19 protein-coding genes and 2 pseudogenes are annotated in these 26,135 nt (G+C 70.7%); 9 read left to right on the top strand and 12 right to left on the bottom strand.

The window, feature by feature from the left end:
- The 4 genes from HDC93_RS14140 to HDC93_RS14125 form a co-directional block, all read left to right on the top strand.
- A partial coding sequence (locus tag HDC93_RS14140) for an amino acid permease (RefSeq protein WP_260419556.1) occupies positions 1-1,492 on the top strand: 1,492 nt, incomplete at its 5' end.
- 9 nt (positions 1,493-1,501) lie between these two features.
- Positions 1,502-2,620, top strand: a complete 1,119-nt coding sequence (locus HDC93_RS14135; protein WP_185010705.1) for an aminoglycoside phosphotransferase — start codon at positions 1,502-1,504, stop codon at positions 2,618-2,620.
- Between the two features lie 242 nt (positions 2,621-2,862).
- Positions 2,863-3,984 carry a family 43 glycosylhydrolase gene (locus tag HDC93_RS14130; RefSeq protein WP_185010703.1) on the top strand — a complete coding sequence of 374 codons (1,122 nt, stop codon included), beginning with the start codon at positions 2,863-2,865 and terminating at the stop codon, positions 3,982-3,984.
- Between the two features lies 1 nt (position 3,985).
- A complete protein-coding gene (locus HDC93_RS14125) occupies positions 3,986-5,398 on the top strand; it encodes an RICIN domain-containing protein (RefSeq protein WP_185010700.1) in 1,413 nt (470 codons plus the stop codon).
- Between the two features lie 24 nt (positions 5,399-5,422).
- On the opposite strand, the gene HDC93_RS14120 is transcribed toward HDC93_RS14125, so the two are convergent.
- Positions 5,423-7,087, bottom strand: coding sequence for a rhamnogalacturonan lyase B N-terminal domain-containing protein (locus HDC93_RS14120; protein ID WP_185010698.1), 1,665 nt, complete (start codon positions 7,085-7,087; stop codon positions 5,423-5,425).
- Between the two features lie 191 nt (positions 7,088-7,278).
- Here HDC93_RS14120 and HDC93_RS14115 point away from each other — a divergent pair, with 191 nt between their 5' ends.
- Both HDC93_RS14115 and HDC93_RS14110 read left to right on the top strand, forming a co-directional pair.
- Positions 7,279-8,322, top strand: a complete 1,044-nt coding sequence (locus HDC93_RS14115) for a rhamnogalacturonan acetylesterase (RefSeq protein ID WP_185010696.1) — start codon at positions 7,279-7,281, stop codon at positions 8,320-8,322.
- Positions 8,323-8,401: 79 nt separating this feature from the next.
- Positions 8,402-10,084, top strand: coding sequence for a DUF2264 domain-containing protein (locus tag HDC93_RS14110; protein ID WP_185010694.1), 1,683 nt, complete (start codon positions 8,402-8,404; stop codon positions 10,082-10,084).
- Between the two features lie 19 nt (positions 10,085-10,103).
- Here the strand turns inward: HDC93_RS14110 and HDC93_RS38335 are convergent.
- The 10 genes and pseudogenes from HDC93_RS38335 to HDC93_RS14065 form a co-directional block, all read right to left on the bottom strand.
- Positions 10,104-10,418 (bottom strand): annotated as a pseudogene (locus HDC93_RS38335) (hypothetical protein); the annotation flags it as partial.
- Positions 10,419-10,424: 6 nt separating this feature from the next.
- A complete protein-coding gene (locus tag HDC93_RS14105; RefSeq protein ID WP_185010692.1) occupies positions 10,425-11,003 on the bottom strand; it encodes a TetR/AcrR family transcriptional regulator in 579 nt (192 codons plus the stop codon).
- A 188-nt stretch (positions 11,004-11,191) separates the two neighbouring features.
- Positions 11,192-12,511 (bottom strand): jacalin-like lectin, encoded by a 1,320-nt coding sequence (locus HDC93_RS14100; RefSeq protein ID WP_185010690.1) that lies wholly within the window; start codon positions 12,509-12,511, stop codon positions 11,192-11,194.
- A 109-nt stretch (positions 12,512-12,620) separates the two neighbouring features.
- Positions 12,621-12,832: pseudogene (locus HDC93_RS14095) on the bottom strand (ATP-binding cassette domain-containing protein); the annotation flags it as partial.
- A 126-nt stretch (positions 12,833-12,958) separates the two neighbouring features.
- Positions 12,959-15,832 carry a glycoside hydrolase family 2 TIM barrel-domain containing protein gene (locus tag HDC93_RS14090; RefSeq protein ID WP_185010688.1) on the bottom strand — a complete coding sequence of 958 codons (2,874 nt, stop codon included), beginning with the start codon at positions 15,830-15,832 and terminating at the stop codon, positions 12,959-12,961.
- Between the two features lie 12 nt (positions 15,833-15,844).
- Positions 15,845-16,741, bottom strand: coding sequence for a carbohydrate ABC transporter permease (locus HDC93_RS14085; protein ID WP_398985003.1), 897 nt, complete (start codon positions 16,739-16,741; stop codon positions 15,845-15,847).
- Positions 16,738-17,703: a carbohydrate ABC transporter permease gene (locus HDC93_RS14080; protein ID WP_185010686.1), complete on the bottom strand. Its 966-nt coding sequence runs from the start codon at positions 17,701-17,703 to the stop codon at positions 16,738-16,740. The genes HDC93_RS14085 and HDC93_RS14080 overlap by 4 nt, the downstream gene beginning before the upstream one ends.
- A gap of 21 nt (positions 17,704-17,724) precedes the next feature.
- Complete coding sequence (locus HDC93_RS14075; protein WP_185010684.1) at positions 17,725-18,990, bottom strand: ABC transporter substrate-binding protein; 1,266 nt, start codon at positions 18,988-18,990, stop codon at positions 17,725-17,727.
- A 221-nt stretch (positions 18,991-19,211) separates the two neighbouring features.
- Complete coding sequence (locus HDC93_RS14070) at positions 19,212-20,456, bottom strand: ROK family transcriptional regulator (RefSeq protein ID WP_185010682.1); 1,245 nt, start codon at positions 20,454-20,456, stop codon at positions 19,212-19,214.
- A gap of 184 nt (positions 20,457-20,640) precedes the next feature.
- Positions 20,641-21,321: an ANTAR domain-containing protein gene (locus HDC93_RS14065; RefSeq protein WP_260419555.1), complete on the bottom strand. Its 681-nt coding sequence runs from the start codon at positions 21,319-21,321 to the stop codon at positions 20,641-20,643.
- 239 nt (positions 21,322-21,560) lie between these two features.
- On the opposite strand from HDC93_RS14065, the gene HDC93_RS14060 reads away from it, so the two are divergent.
- Positions 21,561-21,911 (top strand): helix-turn-helix domain-containing protein, encoded by a 351-nt coding sequence (locus tag HDC93_RS14060; protein WP_185010678.1) that lies wholly within the window; start codon positions 21,561-21,563, stop codon positions 21,909-21,911.
- Between the two features lie 221 nt (positions 21,912-22,132).
- Here HDC93_RS14060 and HDC93_RS14055 read toward each other — a convergent pair whose 3' ends face one another.
- Entirely contained in the window at positions 22,133-23,395 is a 1,263-nt protein-coding gene (locus HDC93_RS14055; protein ID WP_221516678.1) for a D-arabinono-1,4-lactone oxidase, read from the bottom strand.
- Between the two features lie 172 nt (positions 23,396-23,567).
- Here HDC93_RS14055 and HDC93_RS14050 point away from each other — a divergent pair, with 172 nt between their 5' ends.
- Positions 23,568-24,575, top strand: coding sequence for a hydroxyacid dehydrogenase (locus tag HDC93_RS14050; RefSeq protein ID WP_185010674.1), 1,008 nt, complete (start codon positions 23,568-23,570; stop codon positions 24,573-24,575).
- 123 nt (positions 24,576-24,698) lie between these two features.
- Positions 24,699-26,018 (top strand): radical SAM protein, encoded by a 1,320-nt coding sequence (locus tag HDC93_RS14045; RefSeq protein ID WP_097221629.1) that lies wholly within the window; start codon positions 24,699-24,701, stop codon positions 26,016-26,018.
- The last annotated feature ends 117 nt before the right edge of the window (positions 26,019-26,135 follow it).

Below are 26,135 nucleotides of genomic sequence, written 5' to 3'. Positions count from 1 at the left end.
CGCCGGCCCGGCCCCGGCCGCCGGCCCGGCCCCGGCCGCCGGCCCGGCCCCGGCCGCCGGCCCGGCCCCGGCCGCCGGCCCGGCCCCGGCCGCCGGCCCGGCCCCGGCCGCCGAAACGGCCGTCGCCGTCGCCCCGGCCCCCCGCCGCACCTTCGGTCTCGCCGCCGCCACGGCCCTCGTCATGGGCAACATCATCGGCGGCGGCATCTTCGCCCTGCCCGCCACCGTCGCCCCCTACGGCACGATCAGCCTGCTCGCCTTCCTCGTGCTCTCGGTCGGAGCCGTCCTGCTCGCGCTGCTCTTCGGCAGGCTCGCCCGGCGCAGCCCCGTCACCGGCGGCCTGTACGTCTACCCGCGGGACGCCTTCGGCGAGTTCGCCGGTTTCCTGTCGGCCTGGTCGTACTGGACGATGTGCTGGGTCAGCATCGCCGCCCTGGCCGTCGCGGTCGTCGGCTACGTCGACGTCCTGATACCCCTGCACGGCAACCACGTCCTCCAGGCCCTCGTCGCGATGGCCGCCCTCTGGCTGCCCGCCGCGGCGAACTTCGCGGGCACGCGCTGGGTCGGCGCGGTGCAGGTCGTCTCCACGATCCTGAAGTTCGTCCCGCTGCTCCTGCTCGCGACGATCGGCCTGTTCTTCGTCGACGCCGACAACTTCGGCCCCTTCAACGCCTCCGGCCAGAGCGTCTCCGGCGCGCTCGCCGCCTCCGCCGCGCTGCTGCTGTACAGCTTCCTCGGCGTCGAATCGGCCGCGGTCAGCGCGGGCGAGGTCCGCGACCCCGAGCGCACGGTCGGCCGGGCGAGCGTCCTCGGCACCCTGGCCTCCGCCGTCGTCTACGTCCTCGGCACCATCGCCGTCTTCGGGCTGGTCCCGCACGACCGGCTCGTCGGCTCGGGCGCCCCCTTCGCCGACGCCGTGAACGCGATCACCGGCGGCGGCTGGGGCGGCACCGCCATCGCCCTGGTCGCGGTCGCATCGATCACCGGCTGCCTCAACGGCTGGATCCTCATGGCCGCGCAGATGCCGTACGCCGCCGCTCGCGACGGCCTCTTCCCCGCGCCCTTCGCCCGCCTCGGCAGGGGCGGTGTCCCCGGCTTCGGGGTGTGGGCCTGCGCGGTCCTCGGCAGCCTCCTCATCGCCCTCAACTACACGGCCGGCCCGGACACCACCTTCCGCGTCCTCGTCCTGATCACCACGTTCACCGGCTGTGTGCCGTACCTGCTGTCGGCGGCGGCCCAGCTGTACTGGCTGGCCCGTGGCACCCGCGAGCTCCCCCACTCTCGGCTTCGCTCGAGCGGGAGGAGCCCCCATCGCCCCGCGGGCCTCGCCCGGGACCTGACGGTCGCGGTCCTCTCGTTCGGCTTCTCGTTCTGGCTGATCGCCGGTGCCGGGTACGCGGCCGTGTACCAGGGCGTGCTGTTCCTGTTCGCCGGAATCCCGGTATACGTGTGGCTGCGGGGACGCAAGGACACGGCGGAGGCGGCGGCATAGCATCGGGGGATGCCCGAGGTCGCTGCAGCGCATGCCGAAGTACGTGAGGTCCTGGGAGTTCCTGCGGACCGGGCGGTGTTCGAGCCGCTCACCCACAACCCGTGGAACGGCGTCACGGCCGGGGTGTGGCGGGTCACCGGCGGCGACCGCTCGGCCGTCCTGAAGGTCCTGACACGGACGAAGGAGACCGCCGTCAGCTGGTCGGCGTCCAACGATCCGCGCCACTGGAACTTCTGGCGCCGTGAGGCGTACGTCTACGAGTCCGGCCTCGCCCAGGTCTGGCAGCGGCACGGCATCCGCGCACCCCGGCTGCTGGAGTGCGCCGAACGCCCCGAAGGGGACGTGGCGTTGTGGCTGGAGGACGTGCCGGGCGAACCGGCGACCTCCTGGCCCCTGGCCCGCCATGTCGACCACGCCCACCGCTTGGGCATGGCACAGGGCGCCGTGGGCGCGGGGGAGGACACCCCGTGGCTCTCGCGGCGCTTCCTGCGGGACTACACGGCGGGGAAGACGACGGGCGAGGCCCTGCTCGACACCGACGAGGCGTGGCAACACCCCCTGGTCCGACGGCACTTCCCGCCCGGCCTGCGCGAGGACATGGTCCGCCTCCACCACGACCGCGAGTGGTTCCTCACGGTCATGGAGTCGCTGCCCCGCGCCCTCTGCCACCTCGACCAGTGGCCGGCGAACCTCCGCTCGGACGGCCCCGGCGACGGCGTCCTGCTCGACTGGGCGTTCACCGGCGACGGCGCCCTCGGCGAGGACCTCGGCACCTACCTCCCGGACTGTGTCTTCGACCTGTTCGTCCCCGCCGCCGACCTGCCGGGCCTGGCCAAGGCGGCCTACGACGCCTACGTGCAGGGCCTGCGCGAGAGCGGCTGGCGCGGCGACGAAACCCTCGTACGGCTCGGCGTGTGCGCCTCCGCCGTCAAGTACGACTGGCTCACCGCGCTGATGCTGGCGCGGGCGGACGAGGAGCCGGTGGCCTACGGCGGCGAGGGCACCGTCTCGGCCGAACTCCGTTACCGGGAACGGGGACTGGCCCTGGCGTTCCTGGCCGAATGGGCCGCCGAGGCGCGGCTGCTGGCTCCCCTCCTCGGGTTTCCCGAGGCCCCCACCGGCCGCTGAACCGCCGCCGTCGCCGCCCCGCTTGCCGCTGCCGAGGCGCAGGACCGCGCCCTTCTCCACCGTCGTGGAGACCGGCGGATTCGTCACCGGGCCGGGCGGGTTCGTCCCGTCAAACCCGTTGACCTCCACGTGTCACCCCCTTACCTTTTCGGCGTTCGTAATGACAGATGGTGTTCGAAATTTCAGACGCCGTATCCGACGACGACGCCGTGTGTCCCCCAGTGAGAGGCAGGCCCCACCGCATGAGCCGCGACCGCGACCACGCTCTGCCCGAACCCCCCAGCCGCAGAACGCTGTTGAAGGGCGCCGCAGCCGCCGGCGCCTTCGCCGCCGTCCCCGCCCTCCCCGGTGTCGCCGACGCGGCGCCCCGGGGAGAAACCGCTGCCGCGACAACCGCCGGGCACCCGAAGCCGGCCCCCTTCGTGAACCCCCTGGTCCGCAACCGTGCCGATCCGCACATCAACCGGCACAAGGACGGTTTCTACTACTTCACCGCCACCGCCCCCGAGTACGACCGCATCATCCTGCGCCGCTCCCGCACCCTGCGCGGCCTCGGCACGGCGGACGAGTCCGTCATCTGGCGCGCCCACGCCACCGGCCCCATGGGCGCCCACATCTGGGCGCCCGAACTGCACCGCATCGGCGGCAAGTGGTACATCTACTTCGCCTCCGCCCCCGCCGAGGACGTCTGGGCGATCCGCATATGGGTGCTGGAGAACGCCCACCCCAACCCCTTCAAGGGCACCTGGGTGGAGAAGGGCCAGGTCAAGACGGCGTGGGAAACCTTCTCCCTGGACGCCACGACCTTCACCCACCGGGGCAAGCGCTACCTCGCCTGGGCCCAGCACGAGCCCGGACTGGACAACAACACCGGCATCTTCCTCTCGGAGATGGCCGACCCGTGGACCCTGAAGGGCCCGCAGGTGCGGCTCTCCACCCCGGAGTACGACTGGGAGTGCATCGGCTTCAAGGTCAACGAGGGCCCGTACGTCCTCAAGCGCAACGGCCGCCTCTTCATGACGTACTCGGCCAGCGCCACCGACTTCAACTACTGCGTGGGCCTGCTGACCGCCGACGCCGACAGCCACCTCCTGGACCCCCTGAGCTGGACCAAGTCGCCGGCCCCGGTCTTCACCAGCAACGACACGACCAAGCAGTACGGCCCCGGCCACAACTGCTTCACCGTCGCCGAGGACGGCCGCACCGACGTCCTCGTCTACCACGCCCGCCAGTACAAGCACATCAACGGGGACCCGCTGAACGACCCCAACCGCCACACGCGCGTCCAGAAGCTCGGCTGGAAGCGCGACGGCACCCCCGACTTCGGCGTCCCCGTCGCCGACACGCAGGCGGCAGGTGAATGACATGAGACGTGTGTGCGCCGCCCTTCTCGCCCTGTGCCTCGGACTGTTCGGCGCCCTCGCCACCGCCGGCCCCGCCCAGGCCGCACCCCAGAAGATCACCAACGGCACCCAGTTCACGGACACCTCCGGCAACCCCGTCCACGCGCACGGCGGCGGAGTGCTGAAGGTCGGCAGCTACTACTACTGGTTCGGCGAGCACCGCAACGCCGACAACACCTTCCGGTACGTCGACGCCTACCGCTCGAGCGACCTGAAGAACTGGGAGTTCCGCAACCACGTCCTCACCGAGGCCAGTGACCCGGAGCTCGGAGCCGCCAACATCGAGCGGCCGAAGGTCATGTACAACGCCTCCACCGGCACGTTCGTCATGTGGATGCACAAGGAGAACGGCACCGACTACAGCGAGGCCCGCGCCGCCGTCGCCGTCTCCGACACCGTCGACGGCGACTACACCTGGAAGGGCAGCTTCCGGCCACTCGGCCAGCACATGTCCCGCGACATCACGGTCTTCGTCGACACGGACGGCGCCGGCTACATGATCTCCGCCGCCCGCGAGAACTACGACCTCCAGATCTACCGCCTCACCGCCGACTACACCGGCATCGCGAGCCTGGTCGCCAACCCCTGGCCCGGCGGCCACCGCGAGGCCCCGGCGCTGTTCAAGCGGGGCAGTGTGTACTTCATGCTGACGTCGGGCGCCACGGGCTGGAACCCCAACCAGCAGCAGTACGCCACCGCCACCAGCATCGCCGGCCCCTGGTCGGCCATGAAGAACGTCGGTGACTCGACGGCGTACGGCTCGCAGACCGCTTTCGTGCTGCCCGTGCAAGGCACCTCGGGTACCTCCTATCTCTACCTGGGCGACCGGTGGGGCAACTCCTTCGGCGGGACGGTCAACGACTCCCGGTACGTGTGGCTGCCGCTGACCTTCTCCAACGCGACCACGATGTCCATGTCCTGGTCACCCGAGGTCACGGTCGACACGGCCGCCGGGACCGTCACCGGTACCACCGCCACGTACAACACGCTGATCGCCCGCCACTCCTCCAAGTGCGCGGACGTCACGAGCCAGTCGCTCTGGGCGGGCGCCCAGATCAAGCAGTACGACTGCAACGGCGGCGGCAACCAGAGGTACTGGTTCAAGTCCGTCGGAAGCGGCTACTACCAGCTGATGGTCAGGAACAGCAGCCTGTGCGTGCAGGAGAACGCGAGCACGGTCACGCAGGAGAACTGCGCCTCCTCCGCGACGAACCAGCAGTGGTCGCTGACCACCACCGGTTCATACGTGACCGTCACGTCCCGCGCGAGCGGCGAGTGCCTCGACGTGAACGGCGCGTCCACCGCCAACGGTGCCGCGCTCATCACGTACACGTGCAACGGAGGCGCCAACCAGCAGTGGACGCGCGGAACATGACGACCCGGGCGGTCCGCAGGGCGCTCAGGCCAGCAGGTCGATCGCGTCGACCGCCGTCCCCGCGCTGAGGAACCCGCTCGCCCCCGACCCGCTCACCACGTCGATCCTGAGCACGTTGTACTGACTCGTGTCCGACTTCCAGGCGGACGCCGGGACGCTGTACGTGAACGTGTGGTTGTTGCCCCGGTAGGAACCGTTGGTCAGCGACCGGGTCTCCGGCTGGGTGGGCGGGGCGGGGATCGCCGAGGTCCAGGCGTCGTTGACGGTGACCTGGGGCCGGCCGTTGGCGTACGCCGTGGTCACCCCGATACGCAGGGTGTGCGCGGCGGCCGCCTGGGCCGCCGTCAGCTTGAAGTACACCAGGATCCCGCTGTTGACGTCCTTCCAGAGGTAGCAGGGGAAGGCCGCCGTCTCGCCGTTGCCGACGACCACGTTCCCGGTCCAGGGCGCGGCCCGTACGTCGGACGGGTGCGCGTACGTCATCAGGTCCGCGTTCTTGAACCCGCCCGGCGTGCCGTTCCAGTCGCCGATCCGCCAGATCGCGGCCGCGTTCGACGGGTCGTTGGAGGACGGGATCGCGATCGTGTTCAGGGTCGTCGTGCCGCCCGCCGACACGCTCACCGACGTGGTGTACACCGCCAGCTCGCCCTTGTACACGGTCAGCGTGTACGTGCCCGGCAGCACACCGGAAAGGGAGAACCAGCCGTCCGGGGAACGCGCCGGACCCCAGTACTGCGCCGACGGGCCGGCGAGCCCGACGGTGTACGGGTACGCCGTGTTCCGCCCGGAGATCCCGACGCCCGCCACCTTGCCCCGCCCGCTCGCCGGCACGTACCCCGCGATGCCGAGCGAGTCGGCCCAGGGCGTCGTCAGCGTGCCCGCGTGCAGCGCCGAGGAGGGCGCCCCGCCGTCCGTGAAGGCGATGACGTACGGCCCCTGGAGGCCGAAGCGCTGCGCCTCGGTCTGGTTCTGGCCGTAGTGGAGGATCTCGTAGAGGCCGCCGCCGTCCGCGCTCTGGTGGCGCAGCAGGGAGCGGTAGAAGGGGCCGCCGGCGGCCTTCTCGTGGTTGCTGCGCACCATCCACAGGCCGACGCCGCCGGCGGACCAGCCGATGTGGTCGTAGTCCATGACGCGCAGCTTGGAGTAGTGCTTGGAGCGGGTCTGGCCGTCGGACTTCCGGAAGACGTCCGAGGCCTCGATGGTGGTGGGCGCGTAGGTGTAGGAGTCGGGCTCGTCGTTGAGGAAGGCGCCCTTCTTCACGCGCACGATGTACCGGCTCGCGGTGACGGACGTGTCGGCCTTGTTCGTCCACAGGTAGACGTTGTTCTCGCCGCTGCGGGCCGCGTAGTAGTGCCTCAGCGTGCCGTGCGTGACGGAGATCAGGATCGTCGTACCGGACTGCCTGATGCTCACGGTCGAGGCGCCGAGGCCGGACTCGATGTGCGAGTTCATGCCGCCGTAGCCCTGGTACTCCGTGCCCCGGTGGACCAGGGAGGTCAGGTCGCCGGTGGACTTGGCGACCTTGAAGACGAGCTGGGCGCCGGTGTCGACGACGTAGTTCGCGCCGTCGTCGCTCCAGCCGAAACCGGCGGCGTGCGCCGGGCGGGCGAGGGCCGTGCCTATGGCGCCGGCCGTGGCGGCGAGGACGACCGCGCGGCGGCCGACCGGCCTGTTCGTGGCTCCGGGCATGGGGGGTGCCTCCTGCGGAAGGTGGGGGGAGTGCGGTGGGAGCGAGAGTGACAGTTGAATCGATTTCGCGAAAGGGCTTTCGCTCATACCTGGACACAGATCCGGTGAATGCTGTTCGGGGTCTAGAAAGCGCTTGTCCGGAGCGGTACGGTCCCCCTCCAGGTCGTGTCGTGTGCCGGGAGGAGCCTGGAGTGAGACGTTTCAGCATCGCCGTCGTCGCGGCGGTGACCCTGGGGACCGCGTTGTCGTCCGTACCCGCCCACGCGGACGCGAGGAGCGGGGGCCGGGGCCTCGCCCACTGCGCCGCCGACACCTGTCACTTCGACGTCCCGCCGGGCACGTACGACGTACGGGTCACCCTCGGCGGCAAGGCGGCGTCCAGCACGGGCGTCACCGGTGAGAGCCGCCGCTCCCTGCTCCCCGAGACGGCCGCACCGGCCGGAAAACGCGTCACCCGCAGTTTCACGGTGAACGTCCGCACCCCCGAGGGCGAGCCCACCGGCCCCGAGGGAACCCCCGGCCTCGACCTGAGGATCGGCGGGACCGCCCCGGCCCTCGCCGGGATCGAGGTCAAGCGGGCCCGGCACGCCCGCCAGATCTTCCTGGTCGGCGACTCCACCGTCTGCGACCAGCCCGGCGACCCCTACTCCGGCTGGGGCCAGCAGCTGCCCCAGTACCTTCGCAGGGGAGTGTCCGTCGCCAACTACGCCGATTCCGGGGAGAGTACGGTCACATATCTGGGGAACCCGCAGCTGTGGGCCACCGTACGGCCCCTGATCCGCCCCGGCGACGCGGTCCTGGTCCAGCTCGCCCACAACGACAAGACCACGGACGAGGCCACCTACCGGGCCAACCTGGAAGCCCTGGTCGCGGGCGTCCGGGAGCGGGGCGGACAGCCGGTCCTTGTCACTCCCATCGTGCGGCGCTGGTTCAACCCCGACGGCACGCTGAACAACGGAACCGCGCTCCTGGTCAACGGCCTCGGTGTCGATCACCCGGCCGTCATCCGCTCGGTCGCCGCGGCGCTGGACGTCCCGCTGATCGACCTCACGGCGAAGACCAAGGCGCTGGTGGAGTCCCTCGGGGTGGAAGGCTCCAAGGCGCTCTACCTCACCAACGAGGCGCGGGACAACACGCACACGTCGGTGCGCGGTGCGACGGCCTACGCGGGCCTCGTCCGCGACGAACTCGTCACCCTGCATCTGGTGCCGAGGGGCACGGTGCGGGTGGGATAGACCCCTGGGGCGCCCTGACCGGAACCGGGGCGCTCCAGGTCTGATCCGTATCCACCGGCCCGAGCACGAAAGACATCCGATGCAGCTGCCCCCCGCCGACCGCACGACGTCCCCGTTCACCGGCTGCACCCGCGCCCACTGGGAGGCGGCGGCCGACTCCCTGCTGGCCGCAGTCGAGCCGTACGCGACCGAGGACCGCGCGCTGTACCACCTGCCCGGCGACCGGGCCAGCTGGTCGGGCCGTCTCTCCGACGGCCTGGAGGGCTACGCCCGCACCCTGCTGCTGGCCGCATTCCGCCGCGACGAGAAGGCCCTGGAACGCTATGCGACCGGCCTCGCCGCCGGCGTCTCGGGCGTCTGGCCCCGCATCGAGGACCGCAGCCAGCCCCTGGTGGAGGCGGCGTCGATCGCCCTGGCCCTCCGCCTCACGCGGGACCTGCTCTGGGACCGCCTGGACGACGGCGTACGCCAACGGACGGCCGCGTGGCTGGCCGACGCCCTCACGGCCGAGCCCTGGCCCTGCAACTGGGAGCTGTTCCCGGTCACCGTGGGCGGCTTCCTCGCCGACATCGGTTACGAGCCGGACGCCTCCCGCGCGGCGACCGCCCGCGGCCTGGAACGCATCGAGCAGTGGTACGTCGGCGAGGGCTGGTACACCGACGGCGACGGCCGCAAGTACGACTACTACAACGGCTGGGCGATGCACCTCTACCCGGTGCTGCACGCCTGGCTGGACGAGGACGAGCACCTGCTGGCGCTGTACGGCGACCGTCTCTCCCGGCATCTGGCGGACTACGCCCGCCTGTTCGGCGGCGACGGCGCCCCCATGCACCAGGGCCGGTCGCTGACCTACCGCTTCGCCACGACGGCCCCGCTGTGGCTGGGCGCGCTGGCCGGCCGTACGCCCCTGAAGCCCGGCGAGACCCGGCGGCTGGCCTCGGGCGCGCTGAAGTACTTCCTGGACCGGGGCGCGGTGGACGACCGGGGCCTGCTCTCCCTCGGCTGGCACGGCCCCGACGAGTCCGTCCTGCAGGGCTATTCGGGCCCGGCCTCCCCGTACTGGGCGAGCAAGGGTTTCCTGGGCCTGCTCCTGCCCGCGGACCACGAGGTCTGGACGGCGCCGGAGGAGGCCGGCCCCGCCGAACGCGCGGACCGCGTCACCCCCGTCGGACCGCCCAACTGGCTCCTGCAGTCCACCCGTTCCGACGGCGTGGTCCGCCTCCACAACCATGGCAGCGAGGACGTCCGTTACGACCCGTACTACACGCGGCTGGCGTACTCCACGGTGACGACGCCCTCGGACGCGTACGACAACAGCGTCCTGGTCGCCGGCGACCCGAGCCGTACCGGCATCGAACCGCTCGGCGTGGGCGAGGGCTGGGCGGCGTCCCGGCACGCCGCCGGCGGGGGAGCGCGGGTGACGAGCGTGGTGCTGGCGCGTGGAGCGGTGGAGGTGCGAGCGCATCTGGTCGCGGGGGCGGCGCCGGGAACGGCGGTCCGGGTGACCGGGTGGAGCGCACCGGACGGTGCCCGGGCAGAACTGGTGCCCGCCGTCGGCCTCGACGACGACCTCACGGGTGTCACCGTCGGGGACGCCACCTTGTTCGTCGCCCTGGCCCGGCTCACCGCCGAGGCGGACCCCGACCCGCTGGCGGAAGCCGTCGCCGTAACCGCTTCCGGGGAGGACGAGCTGACGGTTCGCTGGAGCGAGGGGCCTGACGTACGGGTCCGGCTGGATGGGGTGGGCGTGCACGTCGACTGAGGTCCACCGCCCTCGGACCGCCCTCCGGGGAGTCGAGGCGGGAGACGTGCGCGCCGTGCCGGTCGGGGTGGAGCCGGGGCGAGGCGATGCCCAGGGCGGCCGCGGAATCCCGTAACGCCGCCTCGCGGGTGACCTGGGCCGGGTCGCATCCGAAGAGGAGTTCCTTCACGGCGTACGAGCAACCGTTTCCGGAGAGTTTCCAGATCTGGCCGAGTGCGCCCCGGGTGACGGGCGTCAGCGTCCAGGGACCGCTGCCGAGGGAGTGGATCTCGGCTATGGCACCGGCGGTGTCGTCGGACCGGGCGTGATCAGCCGTCGGATGTCCTCTTCTCACTGGTTCTCACTGGTTCTCACTGGGCCAGTTCCGCAGCAGCACGTGCAGGGCGTCGATCGCCCTGTCCCACGAGACCTGCACGTCACGGGGCGCGCCGAAGGCGCCGCTGGACTCCAGGGCGCAGTAGCCGTGGAAGGTGCTGCGCAGCAGGCGCACGGCGTCGGTGAGGTCGGGTTCCTCCAGGCCGTAGGCGCGGAGCATGCCGTAGGTGACGTCGGCCGTGCGGCGCATCGCGGGGGAGCCGGTGACGAGCTCCGGGGCGATCTGGAGCTGTGCCGCCGCGTACCGGCCCGGGTGCTCCAGGGCGTAGGCCCGGTAGGCGGCGGCGAAGGCGGCCAGCGTGTCCCTGCCGGGCGCCCGGCCCTCGACGGCCTCCGCGATCCGGTCGATCATCTCGCCGCCGGCCAGGAGGGCCATCCGGATCCTCAGGTCCCGCAGACTCCGGACGTGGGTGTACAGACTCGCGTCCTTCACCCCGAAGCGACGGGCCAGGGCGGAGAGGGTGACCCCCTCGAACCCGGCCTCGTCGGCGAGATCGGCCGCGGCGGCGACGAGGCGCTCGGGGGTGAGACCGGCTCTGGGCATGGGGGTTCGGGGTCACCTCTCGAAGAGGGGCCGTGTCGTCGGTGAGGGCCCACGGGAGCTGGGAGCGATCGTAGCCGCCGGTGAGGGCGTGCGGACGCCGTACCTCAAGGGTCGCACCCCACCGCCACCAGCTCCTGCGCGCGTCGGCCCCCGGCCCCCTCGGCCGTTTTGCCGCCGGTCCGCCCCGCTCAGCGGATCGGCGCGTACACCACCCCCAGCTTGTCCAGCTCGTCGCCCGCGCGGCCCGTGAAGCCCACGATCTGCCGGCCGGAGGGGGCCGTGAAGGTCCTCGCGTCGGACGTGGCCGTGCCGGCGGAAAGGGTGCGGTCGCGGTCCGTCGTGAACGAAGCCGAGAACAGACGGGTACGGCCGTTCTTCTGACCCTGGGTCAGCTTGACCGAGGTCAGGTGCTCACCCGCAACCAGGGTCAGGGAGGCCGCGGTGCCGCCCGTGCCGCCGTGGGTGAGGGTCGTGCCGCCGTCGTGGGTGAGGGACACGGCGTCCAGGCGGGCGCCGCCGCGCAGGGTGAGGGTGCGCGGGGACGGGACGGACGGCAGGTCGTCCGCGTCGTTGAAGGCCGTGCCGTGCGGTCCGCCGAAGAAGTCGCTCGCGCGCAGCGACGGATCGAGCGTGTACGAGAAGTCGACCGCGTGCGGGAAGTGGTCGGAGAGGTTGCCGCCGGCCGGGTCCAGGAAGGACGCCCACGCGTTGCTGTAACGGGTCGCGTTCAGGCTCAGCAGTCTGCTGCCGCGGTAGAGCACCTTGTCCACGACCTCGCAGTCGTCCGGCGGTGCGGTGGTGGGGCAGACGAGCGCGGCACCGCCCTGGGCCGGGGGCGTCCCGCCCTTCACGCGCTGGACCCATGCGTCGGTCAGGCCGTTCTCGTTCACGAGCGTGCGGATGTTGTCGCCGGAGCGCGTGTACCGCGTGTTGGTGTCGCCCATGACGATCACGGCGTTGCCGGACGAGTTCGCCTGGATGAAGTCGGAGAGCTGCTCGACGTTGGCACGGCGGGCGGCGAGCGCGTCGTCGGTGTCGTCCGCGTTGCTGTGGACGTTGTAGAGGTCCAGGAAGGCACCCTCGGCGAGCCGGACCCGCGCCAGGGAAAAGCCCTTCGGGGTGAGGCAGTTGGTACCGGTGCACCTGTTCCACTTCACGCGCTGGAAGTCCTCGAAGGGATGGTCCGAGAGCGTGTTGAGGCCGTCTCCGAACGGGACGCCGCCGCTGGTCGCGGTGCGGTGGGCGTGGTCGTCGCCCGCGTACAGGGCGGCGTGGTAGTTGAAGTCCTCCTGCACGTTCACGATGTCGTACGCCCCGAGGCGCGGCGAGATCAGCGGCGTGTTCCTCGCGGGGTTGCCGGAGCTCAGGCCCTCGGGGAGGCCTGCGACGTTGTAGGTGAGGACGCTGAAGGAGCCGGAGTCCGCGGCGACGGCGGGTGTCGCGCTGGTGGTGGCCAGGCCCGTGACGGCCAGGGCGGCGGCCATGACGGTGCCGATCAGTCTCTTCATGGGGGTGTCTCCGGTCGGAGAGGCGGGGGGAAGAAAGGTGAACGGTGCTCAGGTTCGAGGGCAACGCCCTTGGTGCGCAAGGGGAACAGCACGAACAGTGGGAGACGTCGAGGGTCTTGATGGTGGTGGACTTGCCGGTGCCGTTCGGGCCGAGCAGGGTGAGGAGTTCACCCTCGGCCACGTCGAAGGTGATGTCGGAGACGGCGTGCCTGGCCACCCGCTCGGGGTTGACCAGGGAACGGACGGCGCCCGTGAAGCCGGGGCGGCGGACGGTGGTGTGGAAGGTACGGACAGCCCGCGGACCTCGACGGCGACACTCAACTGGCCCACCAACTCCCATGCGGTGAACACAGCCGCGGCCGGTCGGCACGAGGGCCGACCGGCCGCGGATGACATCCCGGCACTCTCGAAATGTCGATCAATCAGTCAATCTGTCAATCGTCTTCCTTACCTGGTGGTCGAGAACACGAATGAGAACTCCGCCGGCTCCGCCTTCAGGAAGTACTGCGGCAGCGGACCCGGGCCGCAGGACTGCGAGCCGATGCCGTGCTGCCCGTGGTCGAGGTTGACCCACACCGTGTCGCCGGCCGCGAGGTCGGTGCGGTGCCGGGCCGCGTCCAGCTGCTCGGTCGTCCAGCGCCGCGCCGTGAACCAGAACTCCGGGTCACCCTCGATCCTGAGCCCGCCGAGCTCAACCCAGCGGACGTCGGCCCGGGCACCGTTCTCCTGCGGACGGACGTACGGCGTCTGCAGCCCGTCCACCGTCGACTGCCAGCGGCCGACCATGGACGCCTTGCCGGTGTCCGGGTACGCCTCGCCGGGACCGCCGCCGAACCACTCCACCCGGTCGGCCTCCGGCAGTCCGAAGCGGACACCGAGCCGGGGCAGCGGCACCGTCCAGTCGCCCTCCGGGGTCACGGACACGGTCAGCCGCAGCCGCTCGCCGTCGGACGTCCAGCGGTACACCGTGTCCAGACCCACCTCGCGGGCGGCGGGCGCCACCCGGGTCCGGACGGTCAGCGCGTCGTCGCCGGCCTCGACCGAGACCAGACGGTGCCGCATCCGGTGCAGGCCGAGCGTGCGCCACAGCGTCCCGTAGCGGGTGTCGGTCTGCCACTCGGCGCCGTCGTCGTTGTCGGTCGGCGCCCGCCACACGTCCAGCCGCGGCGTCGCGCCGACCTCCACCCCGCCGATCGTGAGCAGCGCACCGGTGCGGGCGTCGAACCCGGCCGGGCCGAGCGTGATCCGGCCCCCGTCCGGCACGGGCCGGTCGGTCGCGGGGAAGGACGGCAGCGGCCGGGCCCCCACCGCGAACTGGCCCCAGGCCACCACATGTCCCTTCGCGGCCCAGGACGTGTCGTCCGCGAGCAGCGCACGCACCGTCCACTGCCGCTCGCCGCCCCGGCCGTCCACGGGCGGCTCCGGCAGCTTCACCTCGGCGCTCTCGCCCGGCGCGAGCGCCGGCACCGCGAGCGAGCCCGACTCGACGGTCTCCCCGTCCACCTGGCAGGACCACTCGAACGCCAGGGCCGACAGGTCCGCGAAGTCCTGCTTGTTGGTGACGTGCACGGTGCCACTGGCGCCGTCGCCCTCGATGCGGACCGGCTCGATGACCTTCTTGTACTCGATCAGGCCCGGCGACGGCGTCCGGTCCGGGAAGACCAGCCCGTCGCACACGAAGTTGCCGTCGTGCAGTTCCTCGCCGAAGTCACCGCCGTAGGCGTAGCCCAGCTCGGCGTGCCGGACGCCGTGGTCGATCCACTCCCAGACGAAGGCGCCCTGGAGCCGCTCGTACTTCTCGAAGAGCTCCTGGTAGTCGGCGAGTCCGCCCGGGCCGTTGCCCATGGCGTGCGCGTACTCGCACTGGATGAAGGGCAGCTCGCGGCGCTTGTGCGTGCCGCCGTCGAGCTGCTGCCCGATCTTCTCGACCTCGTCGTGGAAGGCGTACATCCGCGAGTACACGTCCGTGTCGCGGCAGTTCCAGTCGCCCTCGTAGTGCACCAGCCGCTCGGGGTCGCGGCCGTGGATCCACTCGGCCATGGCGGTGAGCCCGCGGCCGGTGCCGGCCTCGTTGCCCAGTGACCAGAACACGATCGACGGGTGGTTCTTGTCCCGCTCGACCATGCGCGCCGCGCGGTCCAGCAGGGCCGGGGTCCAGCGGTCGTCGTCGACCGGGTTGTCCCGCCAGTCCTGCTCGGTGAAGCCGTGGGTCTCCAGGTCGCACTCGTCGATGACCCACAGGCCGTACTCGTCGCACAGGTCCAGGAAGGCCGGGTGCGGCGGGTAGTGCGAGGTGCGCACGGCGTTGAGGTTGTGCCGCTTCATCAGCAGCACGTCCTCGCGCATGGTCTCCAGATCGAGCGCGCGGCCGTGCTCGGGGTGCCACTCGTGCCGGTTGACGCCCTTGAAGAGGACGGCCTTTCCGTTGACCTTGATCAGCCCGTCCTCGAGAACGACCGTACGGAAACCGATCCGCAGCGGCACCCGCTCCCCGTCCGTGACCAGCACACCGTCGTAGAGCTTCGGCGTCTCCGCGGTCCACGGCCGGACCGCGACCGTCACCGGCTCACCGGTCGCGACATCGATGTCCAGGGCCGGCACGCTCACCCGGCCGTCGACGTCGGAGTCGACGCGCAGGGTGCCCTCACCGGTGGTGTGGTCGTAGGAGGCGTGCACGAAGAAGTCGCCGGCGCCGCCGGACGGACGGTGCAGCAGCGTCACGTCACGGAAGATGCCCGGCAGCCACCACTGGTCCTGGTCCTCCAGGTACGACCCCGCCGACCACTGGTGCACGCGCACGGCGAGCACGTTGGAGCCCGGCTTCAGCAACTCGCCGACCGCGAACTCGTGCGCGAGGCGGGAGCCCTTGAACTCGCCGAGCTCCGTGCCGTTCAGCCAGACGCGGGCGCAGGACTCGACCCCGTCGAAGCGCAGCACCGCCCCGCCGTCCGACGGCCAGTCGGACGGCAGGTCGAAGACGCGCAGATGGTCACCGGTGGGGTTCTCCGTCGGGACGTAGGGCGGGTCCACCGGGAAGGGGTAGAGGTGGTTGGTGTAGATCGGGGAGCCGAACGCCCCGTCGCCCTGGAGGACCCAGTGCCCGGGGACCGTGACCTCGGCCCAGTTCCCGGCGTCGTAGCCCTCCTCGGCGAACGAGTCGTCCTCGGCGCCGGCGGTGGCCGAGAGCCGGAAGTGCCAGCTGCCGTTCAGCGACAGGGACCGCGCGTCCGAGGACGCGTACCAGGCGCGGGGCGGCAGGGACCCGCTGCCCGGGGAGACGTCCTCGACGTAGTCGACGGATGGGGTCGTGCGGAAAGACATCGGTCTCCTAGCTCAGCCCTTGATGCCGGTCTGTGCGATCCCCTGCACCAGCCAGCGCTGGAGGAAGAGGAAGACGAACACCAGGGGCAGGATGGAAATGGCCGTGGCCATGAAGATCATGTGGAAAACGACGGTCTGGTTCGTCATGTAGCTGGAGAGAGCCACCTGGACCGTCCACGAACTCGGATCCTGCCCGATGACCAGCGGCCACAGGAAGGCGTTCCAGCCGGCGATGAAGGTGATGGTCGCCATCGCCGCGAAGAAGTTCAGCGAGTTGGGTACGACGACACGCCAGTACGCACCCCAGTACCCCAGTCCGTCCATGCGCGCCGCCTCCTCCAGCTCCTTGGGGAACCCCAGGAAGTACTGCCGGAAGAGGAAGCAGGTGAAACCACTGAACAGGCCCGGAATGATGAGCCCCCGGTAGGTGTCCACCCAGCCGAGCGAGGAGACGAGCACGAAGCTCGGCACGAAGGTGACCGCCGTCGGAACCATCAGGGTGCCGAGAACGGCGTAGAACACCTTGTTGGCGTGCTTGTACGGGATGCGGGCCAAGCCGTAACCCGCGAGGGAGCACACCAGCAGGACGCCCACGGTGTGCAGGGTGGCCACGACGGCCGAGTTCCACAGGGACTGGGCGAAGGGGACCGTCTCGTCGCCGAAGAGCTCGCTGATGTTGCCCCACTGGATGTCCGTGGGGAAGAACTTCCAGTTCTCTCCGGTGATCTCGGCGTCGGTGGAGAGGGCGTTGCGGACGAGGATGTAGAACGGGATCAAGAAGAGGAAGGCGGCGACCCCGGTGGCGATGTAGAGGCCGGTGGAGTTCATCACGCCGCCGCCGCGCCTGACCCGGCTGGTCGTGTTCGACGTCGGCGCGGACTTCCGCACCTTGGGCATGGTGGTGGTCACTTGGACTCGTCCCCCCTTCCGAAGCCCATGAGCTTGCCCTGGAGCAGGGTCACGGCGCAGATCAGCACCGTCAGGATCAGCGCGCCGGCGCTGCCGGCGCCGTAGTCCTGGCTCTCGCCCAGGGCCTTGTAGTACAGCTCGACGAGGGGCGGGCGGCCCCAGGTGGTCTTCGACAGCAGGTTGTAGAACTCGTCGAAGGCCTGGTAGGCGGCGACGAGCAGCAGCAAAAGCACCGCCGTGGACGTGGCGCGCAGCTGGGGCAGGGTGATGTACCGGAAGGTCTGCCAGCCCGACTTGGCGCCGTCGATGGCGGCGGCCTCGTACAGCTCGTCCGGGATGTTCTGCAGCGCGGCGATGAAAAGGATCATGTAAAAGCCGGACTGCAGCCACAGCCGGGCCGTCACGATGACCAGCCAGTACCAGGGCGGGTTGGGGTCGATCAGCCAGGCGATGTTCTCGATCCCGAACCAGCCGAGGACCGTGTTCATCAGGCCAAAGCGGACCCCGCTGAAGATGGACATCTTCCAGATGAGCGACGCGGCGACATAGCTGACCGCGGTCGGCAGGAAGAAGACCGAGCGGAAGAACGCCCGCATGAAGCGCATCCGGTTCACCAACAGGGCGAGGCCCAGCGACAGCGCCCAGGTGGTGGGCACGATGAACGCGGCGAAGACGGTGAAGGTGCCGAGCGAGCCGACGAAGTCGTCGTTCGTCAGCATGTACGTGTAGTTGTCGAAGCCGACGAACTTGTCGGGCGTGACGGTGAAGCGGGCCTCGAAGAAGCTGAGCCACAGGCTCCAGAGGATCGGCGCGTAGACGAAGATCGCCAGTCCGATCAGGAACGGTCCGGTGAAGAGCCAGAAGTTGACGGTGGGTCCGCCCCGCAGACCCCGCCGCGGCTTGGCCGGGGAGGCCTTCGCCGTGGCGGAGCTCGGGACGTCGAGCTTGGCGGTCGTCGACATGTCGTGTTTCCGTCCCGCGACCTATCCGAACAGCTTCTTGAGCTCGCGGTTGACGGCCGTGTCGCACCTGTCGAGAGCCTTCTCCGGGTCCATGTTCTTGCGGACGCAGTTGGCGAAGACGTCCTCGAAAGCAGTGCGCATGGCCTGGGTCCAGCCGATGTTGTCGAAGTGCCCGAACTCGTTGAAGAGCTTGACGCCCTCAGCGGCGTTGCCCGACTTGAGCTTGTCGGCCTTCTCGGCGATCGAGGTGCGCGGCGGGATGTGGAAGCCGTAGGAGGTGGCCCAGTCCTCCTGGTACTCCTGCTGGTCGATCCACAGCCACTTCACGTACTCCTTGGCCGCGTCGACGTTCTTGCCCTTGGCGTTGACGAACATCGACCAGCCGCCGTTGTAGACGGACGGCTTTCCGGAGTCCGTGACCTTCGGGAAGGGGAAGACGCCCCAGTCGTCGCCGAGCGCGTCCTGGATCGCCGGCATCGCCCACATGCCGCAGAACTGGATGGCGCACAGGCCCTGGTTGAACGAGGAGGGGTCCCAGGACTCGGTCGGAGCGCCGAGGAGAAGGTCGCCGCTGGTGAACAGCTGGCGCATCTTCTTCAGGCCCTCGACGACGCCGTCCGTGTGGTAGGCGATCTCGTTCTTCTCGTTGAGGTGCTGGGCGCCGGACGACCAGATCAACGTGTCGTTCACGCTGTGCAGGTCGTTGCCCATGTACAGGCCCTTGACCTTGCCTGTGGTGAGCTTGGCGGCGGCCTCCATCAGCTCGTCGAACGTGGTCGGCACCTCGACCTTGGCCTTCTCCAGCATCGACTTGCGGTAGAAGAAGAACTGCGGGTCGTCGATCATGCGGACGCCGTATATCTTCCCGTCGACCGTGTGCGACTTGATGTCGGCCGGGTTGAAGTCGTCCTTGACCGGGTCGATGAGGTCGGTCAGGTCTGCCACCTGGCCGCTCTTGACCATCTGGATCTGCGGGTGGAACTCGAAGACGTCCGGCGCGTTCTTGGTGAGCAGCGCCGAGAACAGCTTGCTCTCGAAGTCGGCGCTGGTGATCCACTGCGTGGTCACGTTGGCGTCCTTGTACGCCTTCGCGTACCGCTTGATGGCCTGCTCGGTGCCCGCCTCGCCGTACGCGTGGAACATCTGCGTCAGGTTGGTGCCCGAACCGGACCCACCGCCCCGCCCGGTGTTGCTGCCGCACGCGGCGAGTCCTCCCGCGGCGGCCAGGCCCATCGCGGCCCGCAGTACGTTTCGGCGGTCCCAGTTCATGTTGCTCGATGCCGACATGCTGACGTCCTTGTCTCGAGTGCGGCTGCGGCTCTGCGGCTCACTGCCTGATGGCTCACGGCCCGGGGGCTCGCGCCAGATGGCTCAAAGAGAGGTGCGGTGCGGGACGCTAGAGCTTCGGCTAAGCCTTCGGCAAGGGGTTGGACGAAGTCTGTGCGAAGCGTTGTGTCCGGTTCGCGATTTCGAACGCGTGGGGGAGAGCGGAGGAGTTGGTTCCGTCGCTACGAAGGTGTGGTGGTACGGCTCCTCACGGGGGCGGCGCGTCTGCCGTTCTTCTGCCCGGCGGTCTGCAGGGCGCCTTCGAGCGCGAACGTGGCCGCGCCCAGGCACACCGGGTCGGTGGGGATCGGGGAGAGGACGACTTCGGTGGCGGCCAGCGGCCGGGGCAGCGCGTGCCGGGTCACGGCCTCGCGCACCTCGTGCAGCAGCGGCTCGCCCAGGGTGCGGGCGACCCAGCTGCTCAGCACGACGATCTCGGGGTTGAACAGATTGACCAGGTCCGCGACGCCGGCGCCCAGGTAGCGGGCGGTCTCGTGGACGACCCGGCGCGCCACGGGGTCGTCCGCCGCGATCCCGCGGGCCAGGGCGTCGATGGTCGCCGTCTGGTCCTCGCCGTGCAACAGCGGGCTGTCGGGGCTGAGTTCGCGCAGGTTCAGCATGATGCCGCGCGCGCCGACGTACGCCTCGACACAGCCGTGGTTGCCGCACCGGCACAGTCGTCCGTCCAGCACCATCGTGGTGTGGCCCCACTCGCCGGCGCTGTTGGTGACCCCGCGGTGCAGTCCGCCGCCCAGGATGAGACCGGCGCCCACGCCGGTGCCGAGGTTGACCACCACGGCGTTCCCGTGCCCGCGCGCGGCCCCGAACCACAGCTCGGCGACCGCGCTGGCGCGCAGCGGGTTGTCCAGGTACAGGGGGTAGGCGATGTGCTCGGTGAGCAGTTCGAGAAGCGGTACGTCGTGCCAGTCCCAGTTGGGCGCGTACTCCGAGGTGCCGGTGGCGCGGTCCACCTGCCCCGGCACGCTGACGCCGACCCCGAGCACCCGGGCGCCCTCGATGCCGGCCTGGGTGACCACCGAGCCGACGGCGGTGGCCACATGGCCCACCACCTGCTCGGGCAGGCTCTCGCTGGGCCGGACGTCCTCCTCGGCGCGGGCCAGCACGTTCAGCCCGAGGTCGAACAGCTCGACGTGGACGTACGTCTCGGCGATGTCGACGCCGATCAGCGCGCCGCCCGGGCTGTTGACCGCGACCAGGCCCCGGGGGCGGCCCCCCGCCGAGTCCTCGAAGCCGACCTCGGTGATCATGCGGAGGTCGAGCAGCTCGCCGACGAGGGTGGCGACGGTGGCGAGGCTGAGGCCGGTGGCCGCCGCCAGCTCCTGCCGGGACGTGGGTGACTCCGCGATGATCTGGCGCAGCACCTCGTAGCGGTTCGCGGTGCGGATGTCACGTGATGTGCGCTTCACCGGGGTGCCCCATTCCTTCCCAGACCGGCCGGGCCGGTTCGACGTCGGCACCGGCGCGGCGCAAGGCTATGGTCTGCCGGGACTTTCGACAAGGGGTTTGGAAAGGGGCTTTATAAAGTGCCCGTCTGCTGCGGACCGGTGCGGGCCGGGCTTGGCCTGACCATGATGCCTCAGTGCGGGTGCGTCAGTCCCCGTCGGTCCGGTCCCAGTCCTCGACGGGGGCGCCCGCGGGGTACGCCGCCGGCTCAACCGGGCGGCTCGCCCCGGCGACCGTGGCGGCCAGCTGTCGCTGCACCTGCTCCGGCAGCGTCGTGCCGCGCACGGTGCCCACCAGGTCCTGGGCCAGGTGGTGCAGCTTGGTGTTGGTGTTCTGGGAGGTCCTGACCAGGACGCTCCAGGCCGCCTCGGGGCTCAGGCTGAAGGAGGCCATCAGGATGCCGCGGGCCAGGTCGATGGTGGGCCGGGTCTGCATGGCGCGGCGCAGCTGGGTGACTTCGGCGCGGAGGTCCTGGCCGTCCATCTCCGGCGGGGTTGAGGCGGGCACCGGAGGGGGAGGGGCGCTGTCGGGCCGGCCGGAATCCGCGAACAGCTCCCGCGCGCCCGTCAGGTCGAGCAGGCGCTCGACCGCGATGCCGCAGGACCGGATGGTGACCGTCTTGCCCTCGTCGACCGCGCGGGTGCGCAGGTCCAGCAGCGCGTTGAGGCCGGCGCAGTCGCAGAAGCCGACCGCGTCCAGGCGCAGGTCGAGGCCGGTGCCGGACAGGGTGAGCAGGTCATACAGCTCGGGGAGCAACCGCCGACTGCCCAGGTCCAGTTCGCCCCACATGGTCACGGTCATGCGGTCGCCGTCCGGGGCGACGTCCATGGTTGCCGTGCAGGGCGGGATCGCCGCCGGCGCACTGTCGACCGCCGTGGGTGCGGCGTGCTCCTGTGGGTGAGGCCGCGCAGAGTACGCAGGCTCCGGCATGGCCCTGTTCTCCCTTGCTCCGTTCGCCTTGCCTCCCGCTTTCCAGCGTTGCCCCTCTACCCCGCACCCGTCAATCGATACATGAAACGAAGTACGTGTTTTTGGGTGCGTGAATGTTCTGTCGCTAGAGTTGGGGCATGGACGGAGTGCCCGAGCCACACACCGGATGGACGTTTCTCACCAACCATGCCCGCGTGCTGGCAGCCATTGCCGACAATCACAATGCTCGGATCCGGGACATCGCGGCCCACTGCCGGCTCACGGAGCGAGCCGTGCAGAAGATCATCGCCGACCTGGAGCAGGACGGATACCTCTCCCACACCCGGGAGGGGCGCACCAACACGTACCGGATCGACCCCGGAAAGGTGCTGCGTCACCCGGCCGAGGCGGGCCTGACCGTGGCGTCCCTGATGTCCCTGCTCGTCAAGGACGAGGCCGCCCGCGTCACGACCTCCGCGCCCCGGGGCCTCCCGCGCAGGACAACCTGACCGACGGGGCGCGCGGGCAGTCCCTGGCCCGGCGCAATCATTACCGGGCCTGGGCGGGGGCGGCCCCCGGTCCCGTGCGGGCAGTTGCTGCCCCGGTGCGGGCGGTCCCTCCCCTCAGCAAAGGCGGCTACTGCCCCTGGTGCGGGCAGCCCCCGCCCCCAGTGCGGCAGCAGCCCCGCCCCCTCTCGCGTACGCCAACGCGTCCGTCCCCGCCAGTACGCCTACGCGTCCGTCCCCGCCAGCACCCCTCGTACGAAGGCGTTGGCGAACTTGCCCCGCGGGTCCAGCTCCCGTGTCAGTGACCGGAAGTCGCCGAGTCGCGGGTACAGCCCGGCCAGGGCGGCCGCGGGCACGGTGAACACCTTCCCCCAGTGCGGGCGCGCCCCGAAGGGCCGCAGCGCCTCCTCGACCCGCCGGACGACCGGCAGTACCGCCTCCGTGTCCTCGACCCACGTGAAGTGCGCCGCGACGGTGTCCCGGCCGTGGGAGGGGCTGAGCCACTGGTAGTCGCCGGCGACCGTGCGCACCTCGCAGGTCTGCAGGACGGGCGCGACGGTCTCCCGGATCGCGTCGAGCGCGTGCAGCATCTCCACCGCGTGCCCGCGCGGCAGCAGGTACTCCGACTGCAGCTCCGCCCCGCTGCTCGGGACGAACTCCGCCCGGAAGTGCGGCAGCCGCTGGTGCCACGGCCCCGGCACACCGAACTGCTCCGTGCAGTTGACCGCGGGCATGCCGGGCACCGGGTGCATCTTCTCCGTGGCGGGAGCGGCCCAGGGGAAGGCGGGCAGCGGCTGGTCGGTGCGCCGCTTGAGCCACACCTGCCGGAAACCCGGCTCCCCCCAGTCGGTGAACAGGCTGACGCTGTACCCCGTGGCCATCACCGTCTCGAACACCCCGGAGTCCAGGCCCTCCAGCGGCAGTTCGGTGAACACGTGCTGCTCGACCTCGTAGGCCGGCTCCAGGTCCAGGGTGAGCGCGGTGACGACCCCCAGCGCGCCGAGAGACGTGACGGCCCCGCCGAACCGCTCCTCGCCCCGGCCTATGGTCAGCACCGAGCCGTCGGCCGTGACCAGTTCCACCTCGCGCACGGACACCGACAGCGGCCCGTTGAGCACCCCCGAACCGTGGGTACCGGTCGCCACCGACCCGGCCACCGAGATGTGCGGCAGGGACGCCATGTTGTGCAGCGCGAGCCCCTGCCCGTGCACCCGGCGGGCCAGTTCCGCGTAGCGCACGCCGCCGCCGACCCGGACCGTGCGGGCCGCCGTGTCGACGTCCACCTCCGGGGGCAGGTCGGCCAGCGACAGCAGGACGCCCTCGGGTCCCGGTTCGGCGATCTCGTTGAACGAGTGGCCGCTGCCCAGCACCCGCACCCGGTCGCCGTCCGCGACGATCGCCCGCAGCGCGGTGAGCGACCCGGGCCGGCGCAGTTCCTCGGCCGTGTAGGTGATGTTGCCCGCCCAGTTGGTCACGGTCCCGTTCATCACGTCGTCCTTCCCCGAGGCAGCGGGGACCGGGAAGCCCCCGGCCGGAACCTACCCCGGCCCGATGTCCGTTGCCGTTGCCGCCCGGCCGGGCCTACCGTGGAGAGAATGTAGAGAGCGGTTTCTACCTCCTCAGCCTCCCCATGTGCCGCCGAGCCGGAAGGTCACCTCCTTGTACCAGCGCCCCCAGGCACTGTTCGCCATGACCGCCGAGAACGTGCCCCAGGTCTTCCCGCCCGAGGTGCTGGCACGGCTGCGCACGTCCGTGGACATCGATCCGGACCTCGTGGCCGAGGACTTCACCGACCCGCGCGTCCTCGACGCGCTGGCCCGCACCGAGATCCTGGTGACCGGCTGGGGCTGCCCCCGGCTCGACGAGACGGTCCTCGCCGCCGCTCCCCGGCTGCGGGCGGTGCTGCACTCGGCCGGCTCCGTGAAGTCCTTCGCCACCCCCGGCGTCCGGGAGCGCGGCATCGTCGTCTCCTCGGCGGCCGTCGCCAACGCACTGCCGGTCGCCGAGTACACACTCGCCATGATCCTGCTCGCCGGGAAGGACGTCCTCGGCGCCCGCGACCGGATGCGCACGGCCCGCGCCTCCACCGGCTGGGGCGTCATCCCCGGCATCGGCAACCACGGCCGCCGGGTCGGCGTCATCGGCGCCTCCCGCATCGGCCGCCGCGTCCTCGAACTGCTGCGCCCCTTCGACCTGCGGCCCGTCCTCACCGACCCGTACGTCGACGAACGGCAGGCCGCGGCGCTCGGCGTCCCCCTACTGCCCCTGGACGAACTGCTGCGCACCTCCGGCATCGTCACCGTCCACGCCCCCGAGACGCCCGAGACGCACCACATGATCGGCCGCCGCGAGCTGGCCCTGATGCCCGACGGCGCCGTCCTGATCAACACCGCGCGCGGCCCGCTCGTCGACCACGACGCCCTGGTGGCGGAACTGCGCGCCGGGCGCCTGACCGCGATCCTCGACGTCACCGACCCGGAGCCGCTCCCCGCCGACTCCCCGCTCTACGACCTTCCCGGCGCGTTCCTCACCCCGCACCTCGCGGGTTCCCAGGGCAACGAGCTGGCACGGCTCGGCCTGGCGGTCGCGGAGGAGGCGGAGCGGCTGCTGGCCGGGGAGGAACCGGCGTACGCGGTCGACTGGGCGGCGCTGGCCCGCGAAGCCTGACCGCACCCCGGCAATACGCCACGAACGGGGCATTCTCCCGGCTCGGGGGGACCCGGTACCCGCCCCGCACACCCATGGGCATACCGTGAGGAGTCGTACGTCCGAACCGGGAGGAGACACGGGATGGGCAGCCGAACCGCGCTGGTCGAGGATCTGATGGAGCGGTTCCCGCACGTGCCGCGGGAAGCCGTCTTCAAGGAGGACCTGCTCCGCGGCGGCGTCGCCTTCGACCCGTCCGCGCTCAGCGACAACGAGGGCGGCGAGGTCAAGCCGAAGTCGTACTTCATCTTCTCCTTCGACCACGGCACCCTGCCCGAGCTGGGCGAGGCCGCGCTACGCCGGCCGCCCGAGGAGATCATCCTCACCGGCGGCCCCTACGACCTGCGCCGCACCGTCGTCTCGGTCCGGGTGAACCCGACCTCGCCGTACCGCGTCGCCGCGAACGACGACGGCGTGCTCGGCCTGTACCTCGACGGCAAGCGGATCTCCGACGTCGGTGTGCCGCCGATGCCCGAGTACTACCGGCACACCCTCGCCAACGGGAAGTCGGTCATGGAGGTCGCTCCGACCATCCAGTGGGGCTACCTGATCTACCTGACCGTCTTCCGGGTCTGCCAGTACTTCGGCGCCAAGGAGGAGTGCCAGTACTGCGACATCAACCACAACTGGCGCCAGCACAAGGCCGCCGGCCGGCCCTACACGGGCGTGAAGGACGTCGAGGAGGTGCTGGAGGCCCTGGAGATCATCGACCGCTACGACACGGCGAAGGCCTCCACCGCGTACACCCTCACCGGCGGCGCCATCACCAAGACGGTCTCCGGCCGTGACGAGGCCGACTTCTACGGCCACTACGCCAAGGCCATCGAGGAGCGCTTCCCCGGCCGCTGGATCGGCAAGGTGGTCGCCCAGGCGCTGCCACGCGACGACGTCCAGCGGTTCAAGGACTACGGCGTGCAGATCTACCACCCCAACTACGAGGTGTGGGACGAGTACCTCTTCAAGATGTTCTGCCCGGGCAAGGAGCGGTACGTCGGCCGGGACGTGTGGCACAAGCGCATCCTGGAGTCGGCCGAGGTGTTCGGGGCGCGCAACGTGATCCCCAACTTCGTCGCGGGTGTCGAGATGGCGGAGCCGTTCGGCTTCAAGACGGTCGACGAGGCGATCGCGTCGACCACCGAGGGCCTGCGGTTCTTCATGTCGCACGGCATCACGCCCCGCTTCACCACCTGGTGCCCGGAGCCCACGACGCCCCTCGGCAAGGCCAACCCGCAGGGCGCGCCGCTGGAGTACCACATCCGCCTGCTCCAGGCCTACCGGCAGACCATGGAGGACTTCGGCCTCTCCTCGCCTCCCGGCTACGGCCCGCCCGGCGCCGGCAACGCGGTCTTCTCGGTCAGCTCCTTCATGGACAGCCTCCCGGCCGACGAACCCACCGCCGTTTGATAACACTTCGATGACGTCGTGCCTTTTCGCGCACGGCATTGAGTCGCGTGGCGGCCGCACCCGTATGACACTCCGAGCGTGGAGTCATGGGGTGCGGCCGTCCTGTCGTGATATCTG

This window comes from Streptomyces sp. AK010 (assembly GCF_014207295.1).
GTDB classification, from domain to species: domain Bacteria; phylum Actinomycetota; class Actinomycetes; order Streptomycetales; family Streptomycetaceae; genus Streptomyces; species Streptomyces massasporeus.
This window is presented reverse-complemented; position numbering and strand designations above follow the sequence as displayed.

Excerpts from the sequence above, each read along its gene's own strand:
- HDC93_RS14135 (WP_185010705.1), top strand. The coding sequence starts at position 1,502 with ATGCCCGAGGTCGCTGCAGCGCATGCCGAAGTACGTGAGGTCCTGGGA.
- HDC93_RS14130 (WP_185010703.1), top strand. The coding sequence starts at position 2,863 with ATGAGCCGCGACCGCGACCACGCTCTGCCCGAACCCCCCAGCCGCAGA.
- HDC93_RS14125 (WP_185010700.1), top strand. The coding sequence starts at position 3,986 with ATGAGACGTGTGTGCGCCGCCCTTCTCGCCCTGTGCCTCGGACTGTTC.
- HDC93_RS14120 (WP_185010698.1), bottom strand. The coding sequence starts at position 7,087 with ATGCCCGGAGCCACGAACAGGCCGGTCGGCCGCCGCGCGGTCGTCCTC.
- HDC93_RS14110 (WP_185010694.1), top strand. The coding sequence starts at position 8,402 with ATGCAGCTGCCCCCCGCCGACCGCACGACGTCCCCGTTCACCGGCTGC.
- HDC93_RS14105 (WP_185010692.1), bottom strand. The coding sequence starts at position 11,003 with ATGCCCAGAGCCGGTCTCACCCCCGAGCGCCTCGTCGCCGCCGCGGCC.
- HDC93_RS14100 (WP_185010690.1), bottom strand. The coding sequence starts at position 12,511 with ATGAAGAGACTGATCGGCACCGTCATGGCCGCCGCCCTGGCCGTCACG.
- HDC93_RS14090 (WP_185010688.1), bottom strand. The coding sequence starts at position 15,832 with ATGTCTTTCCGCACGACCCCATCCGTCGACTACGTCGAGGACGTCTCC.
- HDC93_RS14080 (WP_185010686.1), bottom strand. The coding sequence starts at position 17,703 with ATGTCGACGACCGCCAAGCTCGACGTCCCGAGCTCCGCCACGGCGAAG.
- HDC93_RS14075 (WP_185010684.1), bottom strand. The coding sequence starts at position 18,990 with ATGTCGGCATCGAGCAACATGAACTGGGACCGCCGAAACGTACTGCGG.
- HDC93_RS14065 (WP_260419555.1), bottom strand. The coding sequence starts at position 21,321 with ATGGACGTCGCCCCGGACGGCGACCGCATGACCGTGACCATGTGGGGC.
- HDC93_RS14060 (WP_185010678.1), top strand. The coding sequence starts at position 21,561 with ATGGACGGAGTGCCCGAGCCACACACCGGATGGACGTTTCTCACCAAC.
- HDC93_RS14055 (WP_221516678.1), bottom strand. The coding sequence starts at position 23,395 with ATGAACGGGACCGTGACCAACTGGGCGGGCAACATCACCTACACGGCC.
- HDC93_RS14045 (WP_097221629.1), top strand. The coding sequence starts at position 24,699 with ATGGGCAGCCGAACCGCGCTGGTCGAGGATCTGATGGAGCGGTTCCCG.